Origin of the sequence: Nocardiopsis algeriensis (genome assembly GCF_014203695.1) — a bacterium.
Lineage (GTDB): Bacteria > Actinomycetota > Actinomycetes > Streptosporangiales > Streptosporangiaceae > Nocardiopsis > Nocardiopsis algeriensis.
In genome coordinates this window covers 52063-71807 of sequence record NZ_JACHJO010000007.1, presented here as the reverse complement: position 1 = coordinate 71807, position 19745 = coordinate 52063, and the positions used below count along the sequence as shown (strand labels likewise).

The window sequence follows — 19745 nt, the reverse complement described above, 5'->3', positions numbered from 1 at the left end:
CGGGACTTGCATGGGATCGGCGAAGTGGAGGAGAAGGAGCCGGTACGCCCTCATGAAGTGCTGTCTCCAGCAAAGGCCCAGCTCGCCGGGCCGTGCCTCGGCAGACGGCGGAGAGGCTTCTGGGCTGGAACCAGAGGAGATTCCCTCGGAGTCTTGTGCGCGGGTGGAATTTTCGGGGTCTTTCCGGAGCAGGAGGAAGAACTGTGCGCGCGGAGGAATGACGGCTTTCTTTTCCTTTGCGCATGCTTTCGGTCCGGCGGGAACCGATGTTTGGTGTCCGGCACATGTGGAGGGCCGGGGCGTCGGCGTGTTCGACCAGGTGCCGCGGGCTTCCCAGGGCAGTCTGTTTCCGGTGGGGATAACCGTGGTTTCGGTCCGCGCCTATGTCAACGTGGTTTGTGGTGTGCCAGGGGAATTGGTAAATTCCCTGGAGTCGCTGCGGGGCGAAAAAGCCCCGCTCGAATTCCTTTTGCGGAAATGGACAGGCACCCCCCGTCATGCGTCGTTCCCTGACCCGTGCGACGGCGGCTTGTGCAGCTTCGGCCCTGGCCCTGGCGCTGTGGGCGGCTGCCCCCGTCGCGGCAGCCGAGGAGCCCCCCTCGGCCGGCGCTCCCATCGCGGCCGCCGAGAGCCCTCACGGGCAGCACCCGGGGAACGGTGCGGGAACGACCCCGGCCGACGACCGGCCCGGCCCCGCGCACGCGGACGGCGAAGCGGTCGAGATCGGCAGCGACTCCTGGACCTACGTGGACCGCGCCTTCCCCGACAAGGCCTACGACGGCACCGAGTCCGCCAGCGTGGGCACGGGCCGCCTCGCCTGGGACCGCGTCTACACCCGCCGCGCCCTGTTCCGCTTCCCGGTCGACGCCGGCGCCCCCGTCGACTCCGCCGTGCTGCGCGTCGAAACCGTGTGGTCCTACGACTGCCACAGCGACGCCCACGTCCAGCTGCACCAGGTCGAACCCTTCGGCAGCGGCACCACCTGGAACGACCAGCCGGCCGAACGCGCCCTGCTCGACACCCGCAGTGTCCGCGGCGGCCGCTCCTCCTGCCCCGTGAGCGGCGGGGTGGAGTTCGACGTGACCGAGGCCTACCGGCAGGCCGCGGCAGAGGGCGAGTCCTTCCTCCACCTGCGGCTCAAGGAACGCGACGAGTCCGGAAGCGCGGGCTGGCGCCGCTTCGGCGCCGGAGACACCGGACCGGTACTGGTGATCGAGCCCGGAACGGCTCCGGCCCCGGACCCCGGCGCGTCCGCCGAATCCTCCGACGCCCCCCGACAGGTCGCCGACCGACCCCAGGAGCTCGCCACCGCAGGCCCTGCAGACCGGACCCCGGCCCAGCCTGCGACGACCCCTCCCCGCCGGGGCACCGCCCCTGGGTTCACCGGGACCGAGAACGTCCACATCCGCCCCCCGGCCCCCGCCGACCCGCACCGGAACGGAGGTGGGCAGGCCCGTTCGACAAGGTGGGATCGGACCGGCAGCCCGACCGCTCCGGAGCACGGCCGGCAGCAGGACGGGGACGTGCCGCACAGGCCCCGCGGCCCTCCGGCACCTTCCCGGTCGGGCACCGCGCAACGCTGCCCTGACCACACGACACCGGTGGAACGGCGACGTCACCGTCTCCTCCCGGTGCGGCCTTCGGCAGGGCGAAGGAGCGCACCGGCGGCAACCCGAGGGGATGCGGGTGAGCCGATCCCGGAACGTCGAGGTGAGCGACGCTTCGAGGACGGCCGGCCGGGGAGCCGCAGCACGCCGCAACGGCCGAGCAGGGCACTGGGCCGACAGCGGCGGCAGCGCGGCACCCGAGAGGAAGGTCCGTCCGCCGCCGACACCGGGAACGTCCGTACGGCAGGGCCGGGCGGGGCCCTGCCGACGGAGACCGCGGCGGTCCGGATCCCCCCGTGTGGGTGGGCACCACACGGGGGACCGGGCCGCCGCCGACCACCGCACCCCAGGTGCGGTGCTGCCCCGAACACGGGCACCTGTCCGCCACACCCCGTCGCTTACGCAGGTCACGGGCCTTCCCTCCCTAGGCTGGGCGCTGAGCCCCCTCGTCTACCGGGAAGGCTGGAGTGGCGGAGCGAATGAACGACGACAACATGCTCTGGACCGGTTCGGACCTGCCCTCCGAGGAGCAGGAACGGCTCCTGCCCGCGCACATCGGACTGGGCGCGGAACCGGACGAGGCCATGGAGCGGTTCGCCCGCCTCGCCGCACGCCTGCTCGGAGTCCCGGCGGCGCTCGTCTCGGTCGTAGAAGGCCACGGCCAGATCGTCCCCGGAGCGGTGGGGCTGAAGGAACCGTGGGCCTCCTCCCGGCGGATACCGCTGCCCCGCGAGGCCAACTCGGGCGCCCCGATGGACGAGGAGACCGGCCGGGCCGTCCTCGCCCGCATGTGCCGCTCGGCCCGCGAGAGCGGAACGGCCTCCTGCACGGGAGCACCGCTCACCGACGGGGAAGGACACGTCCTGGGCTTCCTCATCGCGGTCGGCCGCGCCTCGCGCGCCTGGAGCAAGGAGGAACGGGACGCACTGGACGACCTGGCCCAGGTGTGCAGCGCCGAACTGCGGCTGCGCATCCTCACCAACCAGAGCAGGGAGGCCCGGCTGCGGGCCCGGAGCGCACTGGAGCGCTCCCGGACCCTCCTGCGCACCGCCGACGACCTGGCGGGGGCCGCCGACCCGGTCCAGGTGCGGCGCAGCGTCAGAAAACTGATCACCGACGACCTCGACCCCGTCTACGTGGAACTGCTCCTGCGAGAGGACGGCATACTGCGCCGCGTCGTCGACGCCGCCGACCCCCAGCTCGTGGGCGCCCTGTACACGGAGTTCCGCCTGGACAGCGCCTGGCCCCCGGCCCTGGCGGTCCGCACCGGCACCGTCGTGGAGGTGCTCGGCCCGGCCGAGATCGCGGAGCAGAGCCCCGAGGTACGGGAGGCGTTCGCGCAGACCGGAGTACGCAGCCTGGCGTGCATCCCCCTGCCGGGGGATGCCGAGGCCGTGGGTGTGCTCGTGCTCGGCTGGAGGACCGAGCGCCGGATGGACGTCGTGGAACGCGCGCTCCTCCGCTCCCTGGCCGAGTACACCGCCCGAGCCGTGCAGCGGGCGGCGTTCGTGAACCGGCGGGTGCAGGCCGCTCGGTCGATGCAGCAGGCCATGCTGACCGAGCTCCCCGACGTCGGGGGCCTGGAGGTGGAGGTGCTCTACCGTCCCGCCGCCCAGGACGAGATGGTCGGCGGTGACTGGTACGACGCCCACGCCCTGTCCCGCGACCCGAACGGCACGGTGGTCTTCACCGTCGGCGACATCACCGGCCACGACATCCACGCGGCCGCGCTCATGGGGCAGGTGCGCAGCATGCTGCGCCAGGCCAGCAGGGACCACCCTGACGGGGGGCCCGCACAGGCGCTCACAGCCTTCGAACGGGCCAACCGGGCCCTGGGCGTCGGCGCCAGCGGCACGATCGTGCACGTCCACCTCAGGGCGCACCGCGGTGGATGGCTGATGACCTGGTCCAACGCCGGCCACATGCCGCCCCTGGTCGTCTCCCCGTCGAGACGGGTGTACCGGCTGGAGGAGCACGACCTCTTCATCCACCCCGACCTGCCCGACGAGCCGCGCACCGACCACCGGATGATGCTGGAGGCGGGGAGCACCCTGCTGATGTTCACCGACGGCCTGGTCGAGCACCGGGGCCACAGCATGGACGCGGCCGTGGGCCGCGTCGCGCAGATGCTCGCGGCCGGCGTACGCAGACCGCTGCCCGCCCTGCTGGGCGGCATCGCCGACGAGGTCGCCGGGGACGCGCACGACGACGACATCGTCATGCTCGCGGTACGCCTCGCGGACCGGAGACCCGGCTGAGCGGATCCGGCGGCCGACAGGTCCGTCTCCCGCTACGGTGGGGGAGCGGGGACCGCCACCCGGACACCCCGCCGCCCCGGTCCCACCGCCGGCCTCCGCCGCGCGGCCCGGGAGGACACGGCAACCGCCCGCCACATGAGCAGGAGACGACGATGAGCGCCCGCTTCCAGGAGCTCGACTGGCGGCCCACCCCTCTGGGGGAACTCAGCCTGCGCCGCCGCTACGACCCCTTCTTCCGCACCGAGGTGCACGAGATCAAGCTCGACGACGAATTCCTGATGTCGAGCCTGTTCACCGCCGCCGAGGTCGAGATGGCCCGGCTCGCCCTGGCCGAGCTGGACGGGACGGACCTGCGGGTGGCCGTGGGCGGCCTGGGCCTGGGATACACCGCGCACACGGTGCTGGAGAGCGAGGCGGTCGGCACCCTCGTGGTGGCGGAGGCACTGGCGGAGGTCATCGACTGGCACTGCCAAGGGCTGATCCCCTCGGGGCGGGACCTGGTCCGAGACCCCCGCTGCCGCTTGGCGCACGGGGACTTCTTCGCCGCGGTCGGCGCGGGCTCGGGGCCCGCACCGGACCTGGGACCGGAGCCGTTCCACGCCGTGATCGTCGACATCGACCACTCTCCGCGCCATGTGCTCCACCCCGCCCACGCCGGCCTGTACACGGCCGAGGGGCTGCGGCGGCTGAGGGACGACCTCCTCCTGCCGGGAGGGGTCTTCGCCCTGTGGTCCGACGACGCCCCCGACGAGGAGTTCACCGGCCTGCTGGAGGAGGTGTTCGCCCGGGCGCGGGCGGAGGTGGTCAGTTTCCCCAACCCGCTTCAGGAGCGCGACTCGTCCAATACCGTCTACATCGCGACGGCGGCGCAGTAGCGCCGCGGCCTCCTTCCAGAGGGGATGCCCGGTGCCGCCGAGCTCCGCTGTTCGGCGGTGCCCTGACCTCGGGCGCTCACACATGATGCTGCGAGCCCCTGCCGGAGCAGCGCGAGGGGTGACGCTGCTGCTCCGGCGTTCGAGAACGGCAGGGCCCGCGGCCGGAACGGTGTTCCGGTCGCAGGCCCGTCTTGGAGAGCGCGTCAGCTCTTGGGAACGCGGAGTTGGTCCCACGTGCTCTTGCCGGGCCAGCCGTCGGCGTCCGCGCCGGAGTACCCCAGCTTCTCCTGCCACTTGGCATAGGAGGTGCGGTCCGCCTCGGACCACTGCGGACCGGGACCGAACTGGTACGTCCCGCATCCCTCGGCCACCAGGCGCCGACCCATGTTGGTCACGATCGCACTGCTGGGGTTGGAACGGAACCAGTCCGCCCCTGGGTAGGGCTCGTACGCGGTCGAGTACCGGGGCACCCGGAGCTGGTCCCAGGAGGTCTTTCCGGGCCAGCCGTCGGCGTCCGCCCCGCTGAATCCGAGCTTGCGCTGCCAGGCGGCGTAGGACTCGCGGTCGGCTTCCGTCCACTGGGGGCCGGCACCGGAGGTGTACTTGCCGCAGCCCTCGGTGATGAGGCGGCGGCCCATCTCGGTGACGATCGAGCTGTTGGGGCTCGCGGTGAACCAGTCGGCACCGGGGAAGGGCTCGTAGGTGCTACCGGAGGCACCTCCCTGCTCGTAGGGCCCCGAACCCTGGCGCGGGACCTTCAACCGGTCCCAGGAGGCCTGGCCGGGCCAGCCGTCGGCGTCCGCCCCGGAGAAGCCCAGCTTCTCCTGCCAGTTGGCGTAGGAGGCGCGGTCCGCCTCGCTCCACCGCGGTCCCGGGCCCGACAGGTACGCACTGCACCCCTCGGCGACCAGTCGGACGCCCATCGCCGTCACGATCGGGCTGTCCGGGTTGGAGCGGAAGAAGTCGGCTCCCGGGAACGGCTCGTAACCGGGGGCGCCGGCCGAGACACCGCCTTCGGCGGGCACCCTGAGCCGGTCCCAGGAGGTGCGGCCGGGCCAGCCGTCGGCGTCCGCCCCGGAGAAGCCGAGCTTGCGCTGCCACATCGCGTACGCGTCGCGGTCGACGTCGGACCACTGGTTTCCGGGACCCACGCGGTAGGGGTTGCAGCCCTCTTGGACGAGCCGTACGCCCATGGCCATGACGATCCGGCTGTTCGGCCGTCCCTGGAACCATTCCGTACCGGGGAAGGGAACGTAGTCGCCGATGGGGCCGCTGCTGCCGCCATGGGGGTCCAGGCCCGAGCTGAGGGCCGGGATGATGAGAGTGACGCCCGGTCCGAACGTGTAACTCTCGAGGACGATCAGGGGCAGGTTGTTCGCGCTGGCCAGGGCCGACCAGGGGATGTTGAACTTGGCGGCCACAGAACCGAGGGTCTCGCCGATGCCGGTGACGTACTCCATGGGGCCGCTGTTGCTGCCCGGCTCGAGTTCTCCGCTGCGGACCATGTTGTACAGGGCCGGGCCCGGGCACGCGGTGGCGTAGCCGTCCTTGTGGCCGAGGATCTCCGAGCCGGCGCCGCCGTAGTGCCTGAGGTAGGCGATGGCGTCGCGGATACCCTGCTTCATCTCGGCGGTCGGGTTGTAGTTCCAGTAGTCCCGATAGATCTTCTGCCACCAGCTGGGCTCGGTGCCGACCATTCCGAGGATCGCGTAGTGGTTGCGGTTCAGGCTCTGGTTGCCGTTCGCGGCACACTGCCGGTTCTTCCCGCGGCCCTCGAACACGTAGCCGTGCCGGCACACGACCAGGCTGTACCCGATGTCGGCGTAGCCGCGCCCGTTCATGTGCTCGTTCTGGACGGAGCGGACCTTCGCCGCGCAGTGGCTGTGGTTGACGAGTTCGTAGAGCGATCCGAGGTAGTGGATCTTCACGCCCCGGTTGGAGGTGATGGGGGCATCGCCGTTGGGCTGATAGGGGCGGCCGCCCCACATGGCCTTGGTGACGAACTTCATGGAGGGGGATTCTTTCTCTCGACTGGCCGATGAGCGGGAACGGGCGGTCGGTGCCGCTACAGGGAGTAGGCGAGCTCGCCGAGGCCCAACTGGTCGAAGCCGCCGCCCTCGGCACGGGCCCGGTCGGCGAGCTCGGCCGTGTTGGGGGCGGACATCCCCTTGCGTGTCACGTAGTGGTTGTGGATGAGAGCCCATGCGGGACTGGTCGCCGAGGTACCCCAGACGCCCAGGGGCGGGACCTCCGAAACCGCGATCTCGTACCGGGCGATTTCCTCGGCTGCCGAGAGCAGACGGTTGCCGTGACTCGCGTAGAGGTCGGTGCCCTGGCTCCAGGCCATCTCGCAGACAGCCGCGAGCAGGCCGAGGCCGGTGAGCGAGTGCCGGTCCGAGGCGCCCCCGTCCCACACGTAGGGGACGGAGTTCATGAGGCGGGGCGTGTCGGCGACGAGCGCGGTCGCCCGCTCCGCCTGGGTGGTGTCGTCGCAGAAGATGCCGATCGCCAGCACCGAGGCGATGTGGGACAGCTCCCAGTTGGAGCCGTAGGCACTCGCGCAGGTATCGGGACCCGCGGTCAGGTACGCGTCGCTCACCGGGCGGAGGACATCGGTCAGCATCGCGGCGAACCGGTCCTTGTCGAATCCCGTGTGGTCCCGGACGAGTTCGGCGGCGTTCGCCAGCACGAAGCCGTAGATACCGGAGGTCTGCCCGATCAGCGGGTCACCGGAGACCGAGGCCAGCGTTTCCGACCACGTGTTGAGGATGTCCGCTGCGGTGTCCGCGTGCGCGGTGTCGCCGGTCAGCCTTCCCACCAGTGCGTTCTGGTAGGCGGCGTGTGCGTCGTCGAGCAGACGGCCGTAGTTCTCCTCGGGTCCACCGGTGTTCAGGTCGGCCACGGGGTCGGCCGACCAGCCGACCTGGGAACGTTCGTCCGCCAGCAGGGCGTCCCAGCCGGACGACCAGGGGTCCTGACCGCCGCCTGCTTCGGCGGCCATGTCCGTGAGCGTCGCATCGGTGTGCAGCAGGCCGGGGTGCGAGAAGGTTGCGGCGTGGGCCGGTACCGCCGCGAACGGATCCATGAGGCTCGCGGCACTCGCACCGGCGCCGACGAGCGCGGCGTATTGAAGAAACGATCTACGGCTCGTGACCGGATCGGAGGGCATGATCATCCTCTCAGCGGGGGCACGGCGCAGGCAGGGCACGACAAAGCCCGCCAACACGCAGTGGCGTAGGGGGATCCTCGGGACAATCAGGACCTAAGGTCACAAGTGTTTCGTTTTGATGTTCAATGTCAAATTGATTGCGCTTCATTCCGGTCAGGGGAGATGGCAATTTCCTCTTCGAAATAAATAGGACGCTGCCCCTGTGTCAGGATGCGGAAGGCTGGCGAAGCCGGGGGGAGCAGCGGCCTGGCGAGGTGCCCGCGACGGGGCCGTTTCGGGGGGACCGGTAGGGGCGGCCTGCGCCGGAGCGTCGCGTCGGTCGGCGCATTCGGGCGGCGCGCAGGGTCCCGGACGAGGGCCGGGACCCTGTCGTTCAGAGTGCAGAGCGGTGACTGTCCGTGCGGACAGACATGGTCCGGAACCGGTTCTGCCGGAATGCCGGCCCTTCCGGGCCGGATCTCAGGCGGCTGTGGACGCTCCGGGAGAATCGCCGGAATGCGGATCTCCTGCACGCCCGAACCACGGTTTGCCCTCGGCGGCGATGCCTTCCAGGACACGGAGGGTGTGGGAGAAACCGGCGGTTTCCAGGTTGATGTCCGGCGCATCGCTTTGAAGCTCCTCGTCCGGCGGCGCGTCGAGATTGGGGGCCTCGGACACCACGATGCTCTCTGACGGGCCGTTGTTCAGTGTGATGTTCAAGGTGTAGCGACGTGTGCTCGCTATCTCCACATGCACCGAGGAGAGTGCGTCGAACCTGTAGTTCTTCCTTGAGGTGACCCGCCACCGGGACCGCAAGAAATCAAGGACGACGGTGGCCTCACGGACACCTTCCCCGGTGACCAGGAAGACCCTGACCTCGTATCTCGAATAACGCCAGGGACCCTTGCTCACGTGAGCTGATTCGCAGGGCCGTTTCGGGGTGGGGAGAAAAGCGTGGGCGACCACCTCGCGCCAGGCCAGACGGTGGCTCTTCAGGGTCTCGGCGAGGATCAGCGTCTTGTCCGCGTTCAGCCAGGCCTCCATCTCCTTCTCCTCGGGGCGCAAGGAGTTGAGCTTGCTCTTCCACCGGTGGTACTCCGCCTCGCGGGCAGCTTTGGTAGCGGAGTGCTCCTGGGACTCCTCGGTGAAACGTCGGCGTTCACTGTGGATCTTCAACCACAGGGGAACCGAGAATCTCGCGGTGACCGCGGTGAGCACCAGGCAGGCCGCAGTGGAAAAGGGAGCCTGCTGGAACGCGATGGCTGCGACCGCAGCCATCGCGGTGGCCGCAGCCAGGCACAGGACCGTGCACCGTGCCATGACCGCCGGATCCACTCGGTGGACCTCGTGCGGTTCCACGGGCTGCCCCTCCTGCAGGCGCCGGCGCACGTCCCTCACCAGGAACCGGATCAACCACGTCACCCGGTCGGCTCCGATCCCGCTCTCCCGGTAGACCCGGACAACTTCGTCACGCAGGGCGCGGCGTACGCCTCTGGTCCGGTCCAGCCAGGCATTGCGAGTCAGCGGGTCGGGGGCGTACTTGGCGAAGTAGTGGTCGAACTTCCGTTCCACCTGATCGGCGAAACCACCCTTGGGAGGTGGTGAGGGTGACCACCCGTAACCGTATGCGCGCTCCAGAGCGCGCCTGCGCCGGTGCCGGTGATGCCAGGCGGTGACGTACCAGCCTGCGGCCGGAAGGAGGACCGGTAGGCCGAGGCAGGCGAGCAGTGCCACCAGGCTTTCCTGTGCCAGGGAGAGACGGGCCATAACCACCACGGGCACCAGGGTCGCTACTGCCAGGGGCAGCCCGATGAAGAGGTCCTGGCGACCGGTCGACGGCGGCTGCGGACTTCCGGCCCTGGCACCTGCGGGCTCGGCCTCGAAGTAGGACCAGACGCGGTCCAACCGCCCGTTGGAGAATCGCTCCTTCTCGGCGTTCTCCCGCACCTGATGCCACACGGACTGCTTCATGCCTCCGCTGAGGACCAGGTCGAGGTGTCGCAGGATCAGATCGCGCTGTGCTGTGGGTAAGGCCTTCAGGGCAGCCATCGCGGCCTCGACGTCACCGCCGGAGCCGTCCACACAGGACAGCAGTGCGAAGACGGTGTCCAGTCCTCGTTCCCATGTGTTACGGCCGGTGGAAGCAGTGACAGCAGACAGGTCTTCCAGGACCGCTCGCTCCTCATGCGTGAGGTCTCGGTGGGAACGCTTGCTGAGGATGGCCAGAGCTCGGTGGAAGTGGAGCTCGGGACGATCGAAACCGCGTGCGTAGGCCTTCTCGAGGTGCTCCCTTGCCTTGCTGGGGACACCGCCGGCGAGGTAGCGGCGTCCGACTTCGTAGTCGTGCTCGGGCGGGTCGTCGGGGCCCACCACATAGATGTGGGAATTGTGCACCTGGCCGGCCTGAACCCCGACGTAGGAACCGGATTCGGCGGTGTTGGAGGTCTCGGCCCCGTTCACGAGAGCCCCCTCACCGCGGTGATCAGCGCCCCGACCTTCGCTGCCAAGGAGGCAAGTTCGCCGATGAGGCCCCGCAGACGCTTCAAAGCCAGGAGGGAGTTCTTCCGGCTCTCGGCAGTTCCCTCATCGATCCCTTTGTCAGCGATGTCGAGTTCGGCCGATGCCGCTTCGTGGGTGTCCCCGTCGATGTTCCCCGCAGAGTGTTCCCGGGTCAGTTCCTCCCGCAGGGCAACGAGCCGGTCCGCCACCTCACCGCCCGGCCTCTGTTCGAGGGAGGAGAAGGACACATGGAGCGTGCTGCCGCTCACCTGGCCTGCCTGGACTCCGACGTTCCCGTAGGCGGTGTTGGTGACACCGCCGCCGTACCGGATGGGGTCGTCCTTGTGCATTGCGGGGGGTCCCTCCTGTTCGATGAGTTCTGAGGTCAGTGCCAGGGCGAAAGCCGCGGCGTGCGCGGCGGCAACCGGCTGCCATCTCCGGTCCGCCTCGGTGGCCTTGGTACCGTCGGCCCGGTCACTGATGCCGCGCACGATCGCCACCGGGGCACCGCTCAGGTGGCCAGCCTGGGCGACACCGGCGCCCTCCATCTCGATGGCCAGTGCGTCGTTGTAGGTCTGGCGGATCCATGCTGCCTCCCGTGAGATGCGCGAGTTCTGCACAACCTCCCCGGCGGCGACGGCTCCCAGGTGGGCCCGGGGGCCGGGGCGCTCCGAAGAGACGGAACAGGCCCAAGTGCCGGTCCTGGCCAGGTGGGCTGCCGTCTGCCCGATGCCGTGCGGGGACTCCCAGACGCGTGGACGTGCTTTGAGACCGTCGTCCTCGCTGGTTCCGCCGTGGTAGGCGTACACGTGCGTCGCCACTACCACGTCGCCCAGCGGCGGTGTGTCCCACAGGGCCCCGGCCACACCGACGAAGAGCAGTGCAGCGGGGGAGAACTCCTGGATGGCCCGCTCGGCCAAAACTGCTGAGGTCTGGTTGCCCTTGCCGGTGAGCCCCAAGACCACACGTCCGCGCCCTTTCGGTAAGGTGCCGACCTCGAACCGTGTGCCCCGCGGATGCCAGTGCACCTGCGGTGAGCGGAGCCGCGTGCGCACAGCCTGGTATTCCAGGTTCAGAGCGGTCAGGACCACCACGAGGTCGTTGCTCGTCATACTTCCTCGTTCCGGGAGGGGGACAGGGGGCGGAGGATTGGTGGGCGCAGTCCTTGCCAGGGGTCGGCCCGGAAGAGGCGGGCGGGGCGGCCCTTGGTGGTGCGGCGATCCGCGCCGACCGGGACGAGGAAACCGGGCACCGACTGGACCTTGCGGTAGAAGTTGCGCGGGTCGAGTTCGAATCCCCAGACTGCCTCGTAGACCCGCTGGAGTTCGGCGATGGTGAAGGACGGGGTGCAGAAGGCCGTGGCCAGCGCGGTGTGCTCGATCTTGGCGCGGGCGCGTTCCAGTCCGTCGTCGAGGATCTGTCGGTGGTCGAAGGCGAGGGGCCGGTGGCCGGAGGCAACCTCCGCGACGGGGCACCAGAAGGCGGCGGAGGCGTCGGTGCCGGCCTCGGGCTCGGGCAAGCCAGGGGCGATGGCGAGGTAGGCGACAGAGACGATCCGCCCTCGCGGGTCACGGTCGGGACGGCCGTAGGTGCCCAGTTGCTCCAGGTGGAGCTTGGCGGCATCGAGGTCGGCCTCTTCTCGGAGCTCTCTGCGAGCCGCGTCGACGATGTCCTCGCCGACGTCCGCGATGAATCCGCCGGGAAGGGCTGCTTCGCCCTTGTAGGGCTCGATGCCCCTCTCGACGAGGAGGACGTGCAGGGCCGAGCTGCGGAGAGTAAAGATCACCAGGTCGACGGTGAGCAGTACGGAAGGTGGCTGCCAGGTGTCGTTCGGCATGGGGCCGAGCGTATCTTTTTGTCAGATCGACAGGAAGGGTTTTCGGGAAATTGGTGCAGGTGAGCGCTGGTTTTCATAGAGTGCCGGAAGTGGTCTTGTGAGGTTGATGAGCAAAAAACGGCACAAAGATGAACACCACGCACGAGAACAAGCGGGGCGGAGGAGCCGATGAACGTATTGGCCGACGTGGAAGGCCATCCCACATCTGAACAGGGTTGGGGGCAGGCGACCGGGCCCTGGCCTGCCGACGCGACAGCGGCCGGTCCGCCGTTGGTGCGGTGGGTGGGGGCGTCGCGGTCGAGAGTGCCCCGGCGCCCCCTGGCGGACAGCGCGTTGGCTATGCGCCGACCTGGTACTCGTACGCCTGCCGTACAAGGCCCATGACGTAATTGAGGTCCGACTGTTCGTTCAGATCGATCTGAACGTTTCCGTTCCCCCACTTCCCCTTGCCCGTCACGTCCACAGCGAGGCCGCGTTTATCGTGCAGTGCCTCGAACGGCATGTTCAGGACAAGCTTCAGCCGTTCGGTCTGCGGGATCACGTCGACGAAGTTGGTCTCGGTCTTGTAAGCAACATAGTTCTTCAAGAACGTTTCACTGACGGCCTCGTCAAGGGCGAGGACATCGCCCCTGAACTTCTCGAAAAGCGCTCGGGTGGCGGGCCGTGACAGGTTCGGGTGGTCCTTGATGGTGTAGCTCGACTCCGGCTTGGGACGGCCAGGCACCGCGACACCCTCAGGCGGGACGGGGCGGGGCCAGATCTTCACCGCCCATGCGGCCAGCCTCTCGGCGCGCCGCACGATCTCTTCCTCGTTCCAGGTGTCCAGCGTGCCCAGCCCCTGGTTCAGCCGAAGCGGGCTCTCCCGGAAACCACCGCGCATGTCCCGTTTCCGGGCGAACGGAAGATCACCGTACTCGGAGTTGTAGCCGGTCAGCGTCAGGTTGCCGAGTGTGTGAAGGTAGTGCGCGTGGACCTGGCCCCAGTCCTTGCCGAGGGCCTCGCGCCACTCCTGGGAGAGGTTCTCGTTCTGCGGCATGATGTGTTCGATCGTGTAGTCCTCGATCGACACGGCTTCCTTCCGGCCGAAGTTCTCCAGCCGCCGCAGGAGATAGGACCTCCGCTGGAAGTTGTACATGTTGCCGCTGGTCAGTTCGTCGATGAACTGCTTGTCCGTGGGGAACGCACGGTAACTCTTCAGACTCAAGAAGTGCGCCTGGACACTCGGGACGTATCGCTCCTTGTCGATCGCCTTCGTGAAGGTGCTGAACGTCCGGTTCAGGGAGTTGGTGGGTATACGGCAGACCGCACGGCGGAAGATGTAGGACGTGACCATGCCGACGATCGAGATGAGTTCGCTCCGGGACAGAACCTCGTCCTGGTAGTCGGTGTAGAGCTCCAGCAACAGCGGGTAGACCACGTCCGCCTTGATTTCGCGCAGATCCCGGAACGCTGCGGCGAGCTCCTTGTCCTGCTCGTGGCCCAAAGCCACGGCGCAGTACCGCGAAGCATAGGAGCGGAGCTCCTTGATCAGCGACTCGATCGTCCCACCGTTGTCGCTGTGGCGCCGCCAATACGCTTTGAAGGCCCCGTAGACGTCCCCGATACGGGGGATCTCCCCGGTCACCACCGTGAGGTAGTGGCGAACGAAGTCGTCGAACTGCTTCTCGTAGGCGGCCTGGCCGAAGTCCTTCTCCATGGGGCGCCAGTAGGTTGTGTACAGGAGTTCCTGGACTTTGGGCTTCAACCCCATCAGTACGAAGTTGCGGATCAGGTCGGCCTGGGTCAGTCGCAGCCCGGTCGAGTTCATGGACTCGAAGATCAACTGCGGATTGTCGTGGGTACGGTCCAGCCGGATGTCCACGACGACCAGCTTTGCCAGCCCTCGGCAGACGGCTGCGAGATCCGTGCCCGGCTTGCCCAGGTGCTTCAGGAACCTTTCGAAGTTCTCGTGCACGCGCTCGGACGGTTCCGACGGCAGAGGGGTGTCGCCGACGACCGCCTTCAAGGTGTCCTTGTCCTTTTCCGAGAGCAGGAGCTTGAAGTACTCCTCGCCGTCCTCGTCGTCGTTGACCAGGTACCGCTTGCGCAGCTTCTTGGGTGAGAACCCCTTCCACGGCTCGCGCTCTTCCTCGGGGTATCCGTCCAGGACACGGGCCAGGGCGGTGATCAGCAGCGTCACCGTGGTCATCCGCTGCTGCCCGTCGATGACCAGGTTCGGCTCCTGCGTGGTCAGGTTCGACAGGCCCTTCTCCACGTGCACGATCGATCCGATGAAGTGGGACTTGAGCTCGTCATCGCCTCCCGCACGCTCGATGTCGGCCATCAGCTGGTCGCATTCGGCCGCGGACCAGGAGTACGCACGCTGGTAGATCGGAATCACGAACTGGTTGCCTTGTTCGAGCAACTTGAGAAGCGGGGTCTCGGAGGCTTTCACGGTGTCGAGATGCCTTTCTGGTCACCAGGAGGGGCCGGAGAGGGATGATGCCTGCCGCCACCCTGCCACAGGCCAGAGTTCCGGTCGATGCTGATGAGGGGGTCGTTCTTCCGTTTGCGCGCGGGAGAAGCAGTGCGACCGTGGCTGTGGAACTCTATGGAGGGGAGGGAATTCGACATCGCTGACCACAGCATCTCCACGGGGTTGAGTTCAGGGGCGTAGACGGGTAGCAGGCTTCAGAGTCCGCCGGCCCTGGGCGTCTGCTCAGGCGTGCATGGCCCGGCTCGAGAATGCGCAAGAAGGTGGAGGTCATGCGTCTCCGACGCACATTCGGCCTCCAGTCGTGCCTCGACCCTGATGCGCCAGGCGCTGATCTGCTCTCCTGGTCCGGCGCTTTGCCCGTGAGCCCTTGTCATCTCGCTTCGCGGAGTTGAAGGACCGGTAAGGAGCGAGTGAGCTCTTCGGCTCGTTGCGGGCAGAAGAGCAAGCGGCGCAGGATGTCCCAGTTCCTGAGCTGCGCGATCGCGCGTTCACCCAGTGAGCGGAGCCCGGTGTGGGTGGAGTGGGTGGCCTCCTGGCCTTCTTCCGCTGCGGCTTGCCACGACCCTTGAACGGACAGAACAGCACGCCGGGCAGGCCGACGCAGCCCTTGCCGCCCGGCCCGACGAGGCCGCCGACCTCGACGTGTTCGGTGATCGTCCACACCCGGGGCGACTCGGGTGCCATGCAGCGCCTCAGGCCCCCACACCCCGCCCGTGTCCGACCGGACGGGCACGGGCGGTCCCCACGTCACAGCCAGCGGGTCAGCTTCTCCCGCGGGGTGTCCGGCTGCACCCACCACAGGCGGGCCTTCCCGTCCCATCGGGCCTTGACCTCCTTCTTGGCCACGTCCTTCTCGCCGAAAGGGACCTTGAGATACAGGCGGCCGTTCACCACTTCCCCGACGGCGGGGGAACCCGTTGCGGTCGATGCGCGGTCCGCCGAGTTCTGCACGGCCCGTGCTTGTCGAACGTGCTGGAGGGGCTGGTCTCGGCGGGCCCGGTCTACGATACGGCGGACCCGCTCGCAGGAGTCGGGGTCGGTCAGCCGCATCATCAGGTCGGTGGGACCACTGCTGGACAGCAGGTTCAGTGAACCGTGCCAGAGCACACGGCTGTCCAGGATCACCACCTTCTCGTGCATCCGCTCCCGCGGCCGCACCTCGCACCCCCGCTCTTCCAGCAGGGACACCAGTGCTCGGTGCCGATCCACCTGCTGGTCCTGATAGTCGGTGGCAGGACGGGTGAACACGGTGACCTTCACCCCCCGCGCAACGCACTCCGACAGGTGCTTGAGCCACCGCTGGACCGGGGTCCTGTTGAGGAAGGCGCAGTAGATCTCGACGCTTTCGGTGGCCCGCTCCAAGTCCCACTCCAGGGCCCTGTGCACCTCGTCGGCAGGAAAGAAGGCAGGCCTACGCAGCTCCTCCTCACTCAAGCCGGTGAGGTCTCCAGCGCTGCGCACCGGGACCAACTCTTGGGCCGGAATGCGCTGGGCGGTCCGTTCCAGGACGTCGAGCATGGCCACCGTCTCACTGCCCGCGCGAAGATGCTCGCGCAGGTAGCCCACATCGGCGACCACCACCAGGTGGTCCTGGGCCCGGCTCAGCGCCACATTGAGAAGGCGGGTGGTGGTCGAGGACATCCCGGTGCCGTCGTAGAAGCGGCCCGGCTTCTTCCCCGCTCCGGCCACGGTGTCCACGACGACCAGCGGACGCTGACTGCCCTGGAAGCGGTGCACGGTGTCGGCCAGACCCTCGAACGCCGTACCGAAGCGGTACTTCAGACTGCTGCGCAGGTGGGTGACCTGGTCCCGGTAGGGGGAGATGACCGCCATGCGCTGGTCCGGCGTCACGGAGTCGTCGTGCCTGCGCCCGGGCAGCACCCCGTCGTACTGCAGACCACGGACCAGTTCGTGGATGACGGCCTCGTGCACCTTGTTGGACTTGTGCCGGCCGGCGCCCTCGACCGGCACACGACTCTCAGTGGTGTCCACCAGCACCACCGCGCCTTCTACCAAGGGTGAGTACGGCAACCGGGAGGTGTCCTCCTCGCGTCCGGTGGTTAGGGGCGCGTCCCGGTAGGCGACCCGGTTGACGACCGCGCAGATGTCAGGGCGCATCCGGTACTGCGTTCCCAACCTGACCAGGTGCGGATCGTCCACGACCCGGCCGGCCGAGTCGACCAGCCCCGCGGCGTGGAAGGCGTCCCTGTCCATCCAGTGGCGGGCGTGCTCTTTCTCCTGGGGGCTGAGCGCATCCGATCCCGATGCCTGGGTGATGGCGGGCAGCTGCCGGAAGTCCCCGGCCACCACCACGCGCTTGCCGGCCAGGCCCGCCGCGCACCATGCGGAAGGGAGGTCGACCATGCCGGCCTCGTCTATGACGACGGTATCCACGTCGTCCATGAGACTGCGCGACTGCAGGGCCTTGGCCAAGGTCGTGCCCAGGATCCGGCACCGGGAGCGGATCATGGCCAGGAGACCGTCCAACTTCTCGCGTACCTCGGCGAGTTCGTTCTCGGCCCGGCCGATGTGTTCCTCCACATCCTCGGAGGAGGGCAGACCCCTGGTGGCCTCCCGTGCACGGTCCCGCTCGCGAACGTCTTTTCCGATGGTGCGGCCGAGCTTTTCGAGGCGCGCGGCAGCCGCGTCGCGATGCTGGAGCGACCGCTTCAGGGAGGCATGCAGACGGTCCCGTTCCTCCAGGAGCCGGGCGAGCCGATCGGCCTTGCGCTTGGCGAAAACACCCGAAGGGGGACCAAGAACCCGGATGCTCTCGTCCACCTGCTCCAGATCCGCCAGGGCCCGCGCCGAGTCCGCCTGATGCCGGGAGGCCTGCGCGGTGAACTCGCGTTCCCTGGAACGGGCCTCGGCCAGCCGGGCCTCGGCACTTGCCAACCGCTCGTGTGCCGCGCGATGCTCGCCCGCGACCCGTAGGGAGTCCTCGATCTCCCCGGCCCGCTCGGACAGTTCCGCGCCGAGGCGCCCGGCGATCATCTCCGGGACGATCACGGAACCGAACCGCTCCCGCAGTGAGGCCACCTCGATCTCCCCGGCCCGCTGCACCAGCCCCGTGTCGAAGTTTTCCTCGCCCTCCAGGCGTTCGCACACCCGCTCCAAGGCCTGGTCGACGGCCACCCGGGTGGGCGCCAGGAACAGGATGCGCTCGCCGAGCCGGTAGGCACCCTCGGTGATCAGGGACACCACCTCGGTCTTACCGGTGCCCGGCGGTCCCCAGATGAAGGTGATACCGCTCCCGAGAGCCTGCTTGACGGCCCTGCGCTGCTCGGTGTTCAGGGACATGTCCTGGTAGCCGCTGATGAACCGGCGCGGCTTGCGCAGGGTGCCTAGCGGGGGATCGCCCTCGCCCAAGAGCCAGCCGGCGGTGGTCGGGTTCACCTGTCCCGGGTCGTGGCCGCAGTCGCGGATGCGGTCGGCCAGGGCGATCAGGGAGCGGGTCTCGTCCTCACGGAGCTGGACGTTGCCGGGCCGGTCACCGAGGTCGGCCTCGGTGGTGACCAGGACACGGCCGCCGGGCTGGGCGGCGGCTGCCGCGTACTCCCAGGGGCCGCGTGATCGGGAAGATCGGACGAGGAGCCGATCGGACTCGAAGGAGTCCTTCCATCGGGAGCAGGAGAACAGGTACTCATGAGGTGTCTGCTCGTCACCGATCCGGACGCGTTCTCCGTCCTTGAGGGAGATCTTCTCCTTGCCGGTGGCATGGTCGGCCAGGTGCGCCCTGATCTCGTACTCCAGGGCGATGAGAAACTGCTCGGCGGGTTCGGGGAGTGTGCTCGGGGAAGTCACTGGACCCTTTCGGTGTCGTCAGCACTGGGAGCCGGCGGAAAGGAGTATGCCCCACCGCGGTGACGTCCCGGAAGGAGACAGGTGCACAGGGTGGGCGCAGTCTCCGGGTGCTTGACCGCCCCGCCCCCGTGAAGCCGTGAGTCGCCCCGGGCCCTGTGCGCGGTCCGCCTGCTTCTGCCCCATGACCGTCTCCGCCGCTGGGCAGCGCCCTCCCGGTGTCAGGGCGCTTCCGGCTCCGTGCCCGCGACGAACCGCTGCCCCCAGCCGCGCATGTGGTCGACGGCCTCGGGCGGGCCGTGGACGACCAGGGGAGCCCCGATGGCGCCGAGGCAGAACGCGGCCCAGTCGAGGGAATCCGCGGGCAGGTGGACCTCGCACGAGGCCTCGTCGACAGGCTCCACCGTTCCGTAGTGCGCGATCTGCCGCCTCACCAGCTCCGCCGGGGCCCCGACCGTGGCGCGGATCGGATACCTCGGAGGCACCGACCTGATCCGGCCGCGCACGTACTCCACGGGGTCGGAACCGGGCAGCGGCCGAGGGGAGAACCTCGTCCCGCTGCGGCGCGGACCGCCGATGCGGTCGATGCGGAAGGTACGCCAGTCCGCGCGGTCGAGGTCCCAGGCGATCAGGTACAGGCGCCGGTCCACACCCACGATCCGGTGGGGCTGGACGGCGCGCTCGGAGACGCGGCCGTCGTGCGTGCGGTAGGTGAAGTCCAGGGCCTCGCTGTCGCGGCAGGCCAGGGCGACGGTCGTCAGCGAGGTGACGTCGGTGATGCGCGCACCCCCGGAGGCGACCTGCGGCACGGCGACGCCGCGCAGGCTGTCGATACGCCGGCGGATACGCGCCGGGAGCACCTGGACGATCTTGGCCATCGCGCTGACAGCGGCGTCCCCCGACGCGGGATGGGCACCGGAGGCGATCTCCTGGAGCCCCATCACGACAGCGGCGGCCTCGTCCTCGTTGAGCACCAGCGGCGGGAGGCAGGCCCCCGAACCGAGCTGGTAGCCGCCGCCCGTCCCCCGCGTCGTGGTGATCGGGTAGCCCAGCTCCTGGAGGCCGCTGACGTCGCGCCGGAGTGTGCGCCGGCTGACCCCCAACCGGTGTGCCAGCTCGTTCCCGGACCAATGGCGCCGACTCTGGAGCAGGCCGAGAAGTTCGAGGGCCCGGGTGCTGGTGGACATGGCCCCAACCTATGACGACTTGCGGCCATATACCGGCCGCAAGGCCGATGAGGATGG

At 68.8% G+C, this 19745-nt stretch carries 11 protein-coding genes; 3 read left to right on the top strand and 8 right to left on the bottom strand.

What is annotated here, in order from left to right; translation table 11 throughout:
• Window positions 1–497 precede the first annotated feature (497 nt).
• The 3 genes from FHS13_RS12420 to FHS13_RS12410 all read left to right on the top strand — a co-directional run bounded on the left by FHS13_RS12420 (window position 498) and on the right by FHS13_RS12410 (window position 4740).
• The gene (locus FHS13_RS12420; RefSeq protein ID WP_184291751.1) at window positions 498–2090 is read left to right on the top strand and encodes a DNRLRE domain-containing protein; all 1593 of its coding nucleotides are present in this window, start codon (window positions 498–500) and stop codon (window positions 2088–2090) included.
• Entirely contained in the window at window positions 2087–3865 is a 1779-nt protein-coding gene (locus FHS13_RS12415) for a SpoIIE family protein phosphatase (RefSeq protein ID WP_184291749.1), read from the top strand. Before FHS13_RS12420 ends, FHS13_RS12415 begins: the two co-directional genes overlap by 4 nt.
• A gap of 152 nt (window positions 3866–4017) precedes the next feature.
• Window positions 4018–4740: a polyamine aminopropyltransferase gene (locus tag FHS13_RS12410; protein ID WP_184291747.1), complete on the top strand. Its 723-nt coding sequence runs from the start codon at window positions 4018–4020 to the stop codon at window positions 4738–4740.
• Window positions 4741–4943: 203 nt separating this feature from the next.
• Here FHS13_RS12410 and FHS13_RS12405 read toward each other — a convergent pair whose 3' ends face one another.
• The 8 genes from FHS13_RS12405 to FHS13_RS12370 form a co-directional block, all read right to left on the bottom strand.
• Window positions 4944–6749 (bottom strand): peptidoglycan-binding protein, encoded by a 1806-nt coding sequence (locus FHS13_RS12405; protein WP_184291745.1) that lies wholly within the window; start codon window positions 6747–6749, stop codon window positions 4944–4946.
• 56 nt (window positions 6750–6805) lie between these two features.
• Window positions 6806–7909 carry an alginate lyase family protein gene (locus FHS13_RS12400; protein ID WP_184291743.1) on the bottom strand — a complete coding sequence of 368 codons (1104 nt, stop codon included), beginning with the start codon at window positions 7907–7909 and terminating at the stop codon, window positions 6806–6808.
• Window positions 7910–8368: 459 nt separating this feature from the next.
• Window positions 8369–10348 carry a hypothetical protein gene (locus FHS13_RS12395; protein ID WP_184291741.1) on the bottom strand — a complete coding sequence of 660 codons (1980 nt, stop codon included), beginning with the start codon at window positions 10346–10348 and terminating at the stop codon, window positions 8369–8371.
• Window positions 10345–11499, bottom strand: coding sequence for a 5'-methylthioadenosine/S-adenosylhomocysteine nucleosidase family protein (locus FHS13_RS12390; protein ID WP_184291739.1), 1155 nt, complete (start codon window positions 11497–11499; stop codon window positions 10345–10347). Before FHS13_RS12390 ends, FHS13_RS12395 begins: the two co-directional genes overlap by 4 nt.
• On the bottom strand, window positions 11496–12224 hold the full coding sequence (locus FHS13_RS12385; protein WP_184291737.1) for an NUDIX hydrolase: 729 nt from the start codon (window positions 12222–12224) through the stop codon (window positions 11496–11498). Before FHS13_RS12385 ends, FHS13_RS12390 begins: the two co-directional genes overlap by 4 nt.
• A gap of 337 nt (window positions 12225–12561) precedes the next feature.
• Window positions 12562–14658 carry a GmrSD restriction endonuclease domain-containing protein gene (locus tag FHS13_RS12380; protein WP_184291734.1) on the bottom strand — a complete coding sequence of 699 codons (2097 nt, stop codon included), beginning with the start codon at window positions 14656–14658 and terminating at the stop codon, window positions 12562–12564.
• Between the two features lie 789 nt (window positions 14659–15447).
• A complete protein-coding gene (locus FHS13_RS12375; RefSeq protein WP_184291732.1) occupies window positions 15448–18504 on the bottom strand; it encodes an AAA domain-containing protein in 3057 nt (1018 codons plus the stop codon).
• 218 nt (window positions 18505–18722) lie between these two features.
• Window positions 18723–19688 (bottom strand): helix-turn-helix transcriptional regulator, encoded by a 966-nt coding sequence (locus FHS13_RS12370; RefSeq protein ID WP_184291730.1) that lies wholly within the window; start codon window positions 19686–19688, stop codon window positions 18723–18725.
• Between the last annotated feature and the right edge of the window lie 57 nt (window positions 19689–19745).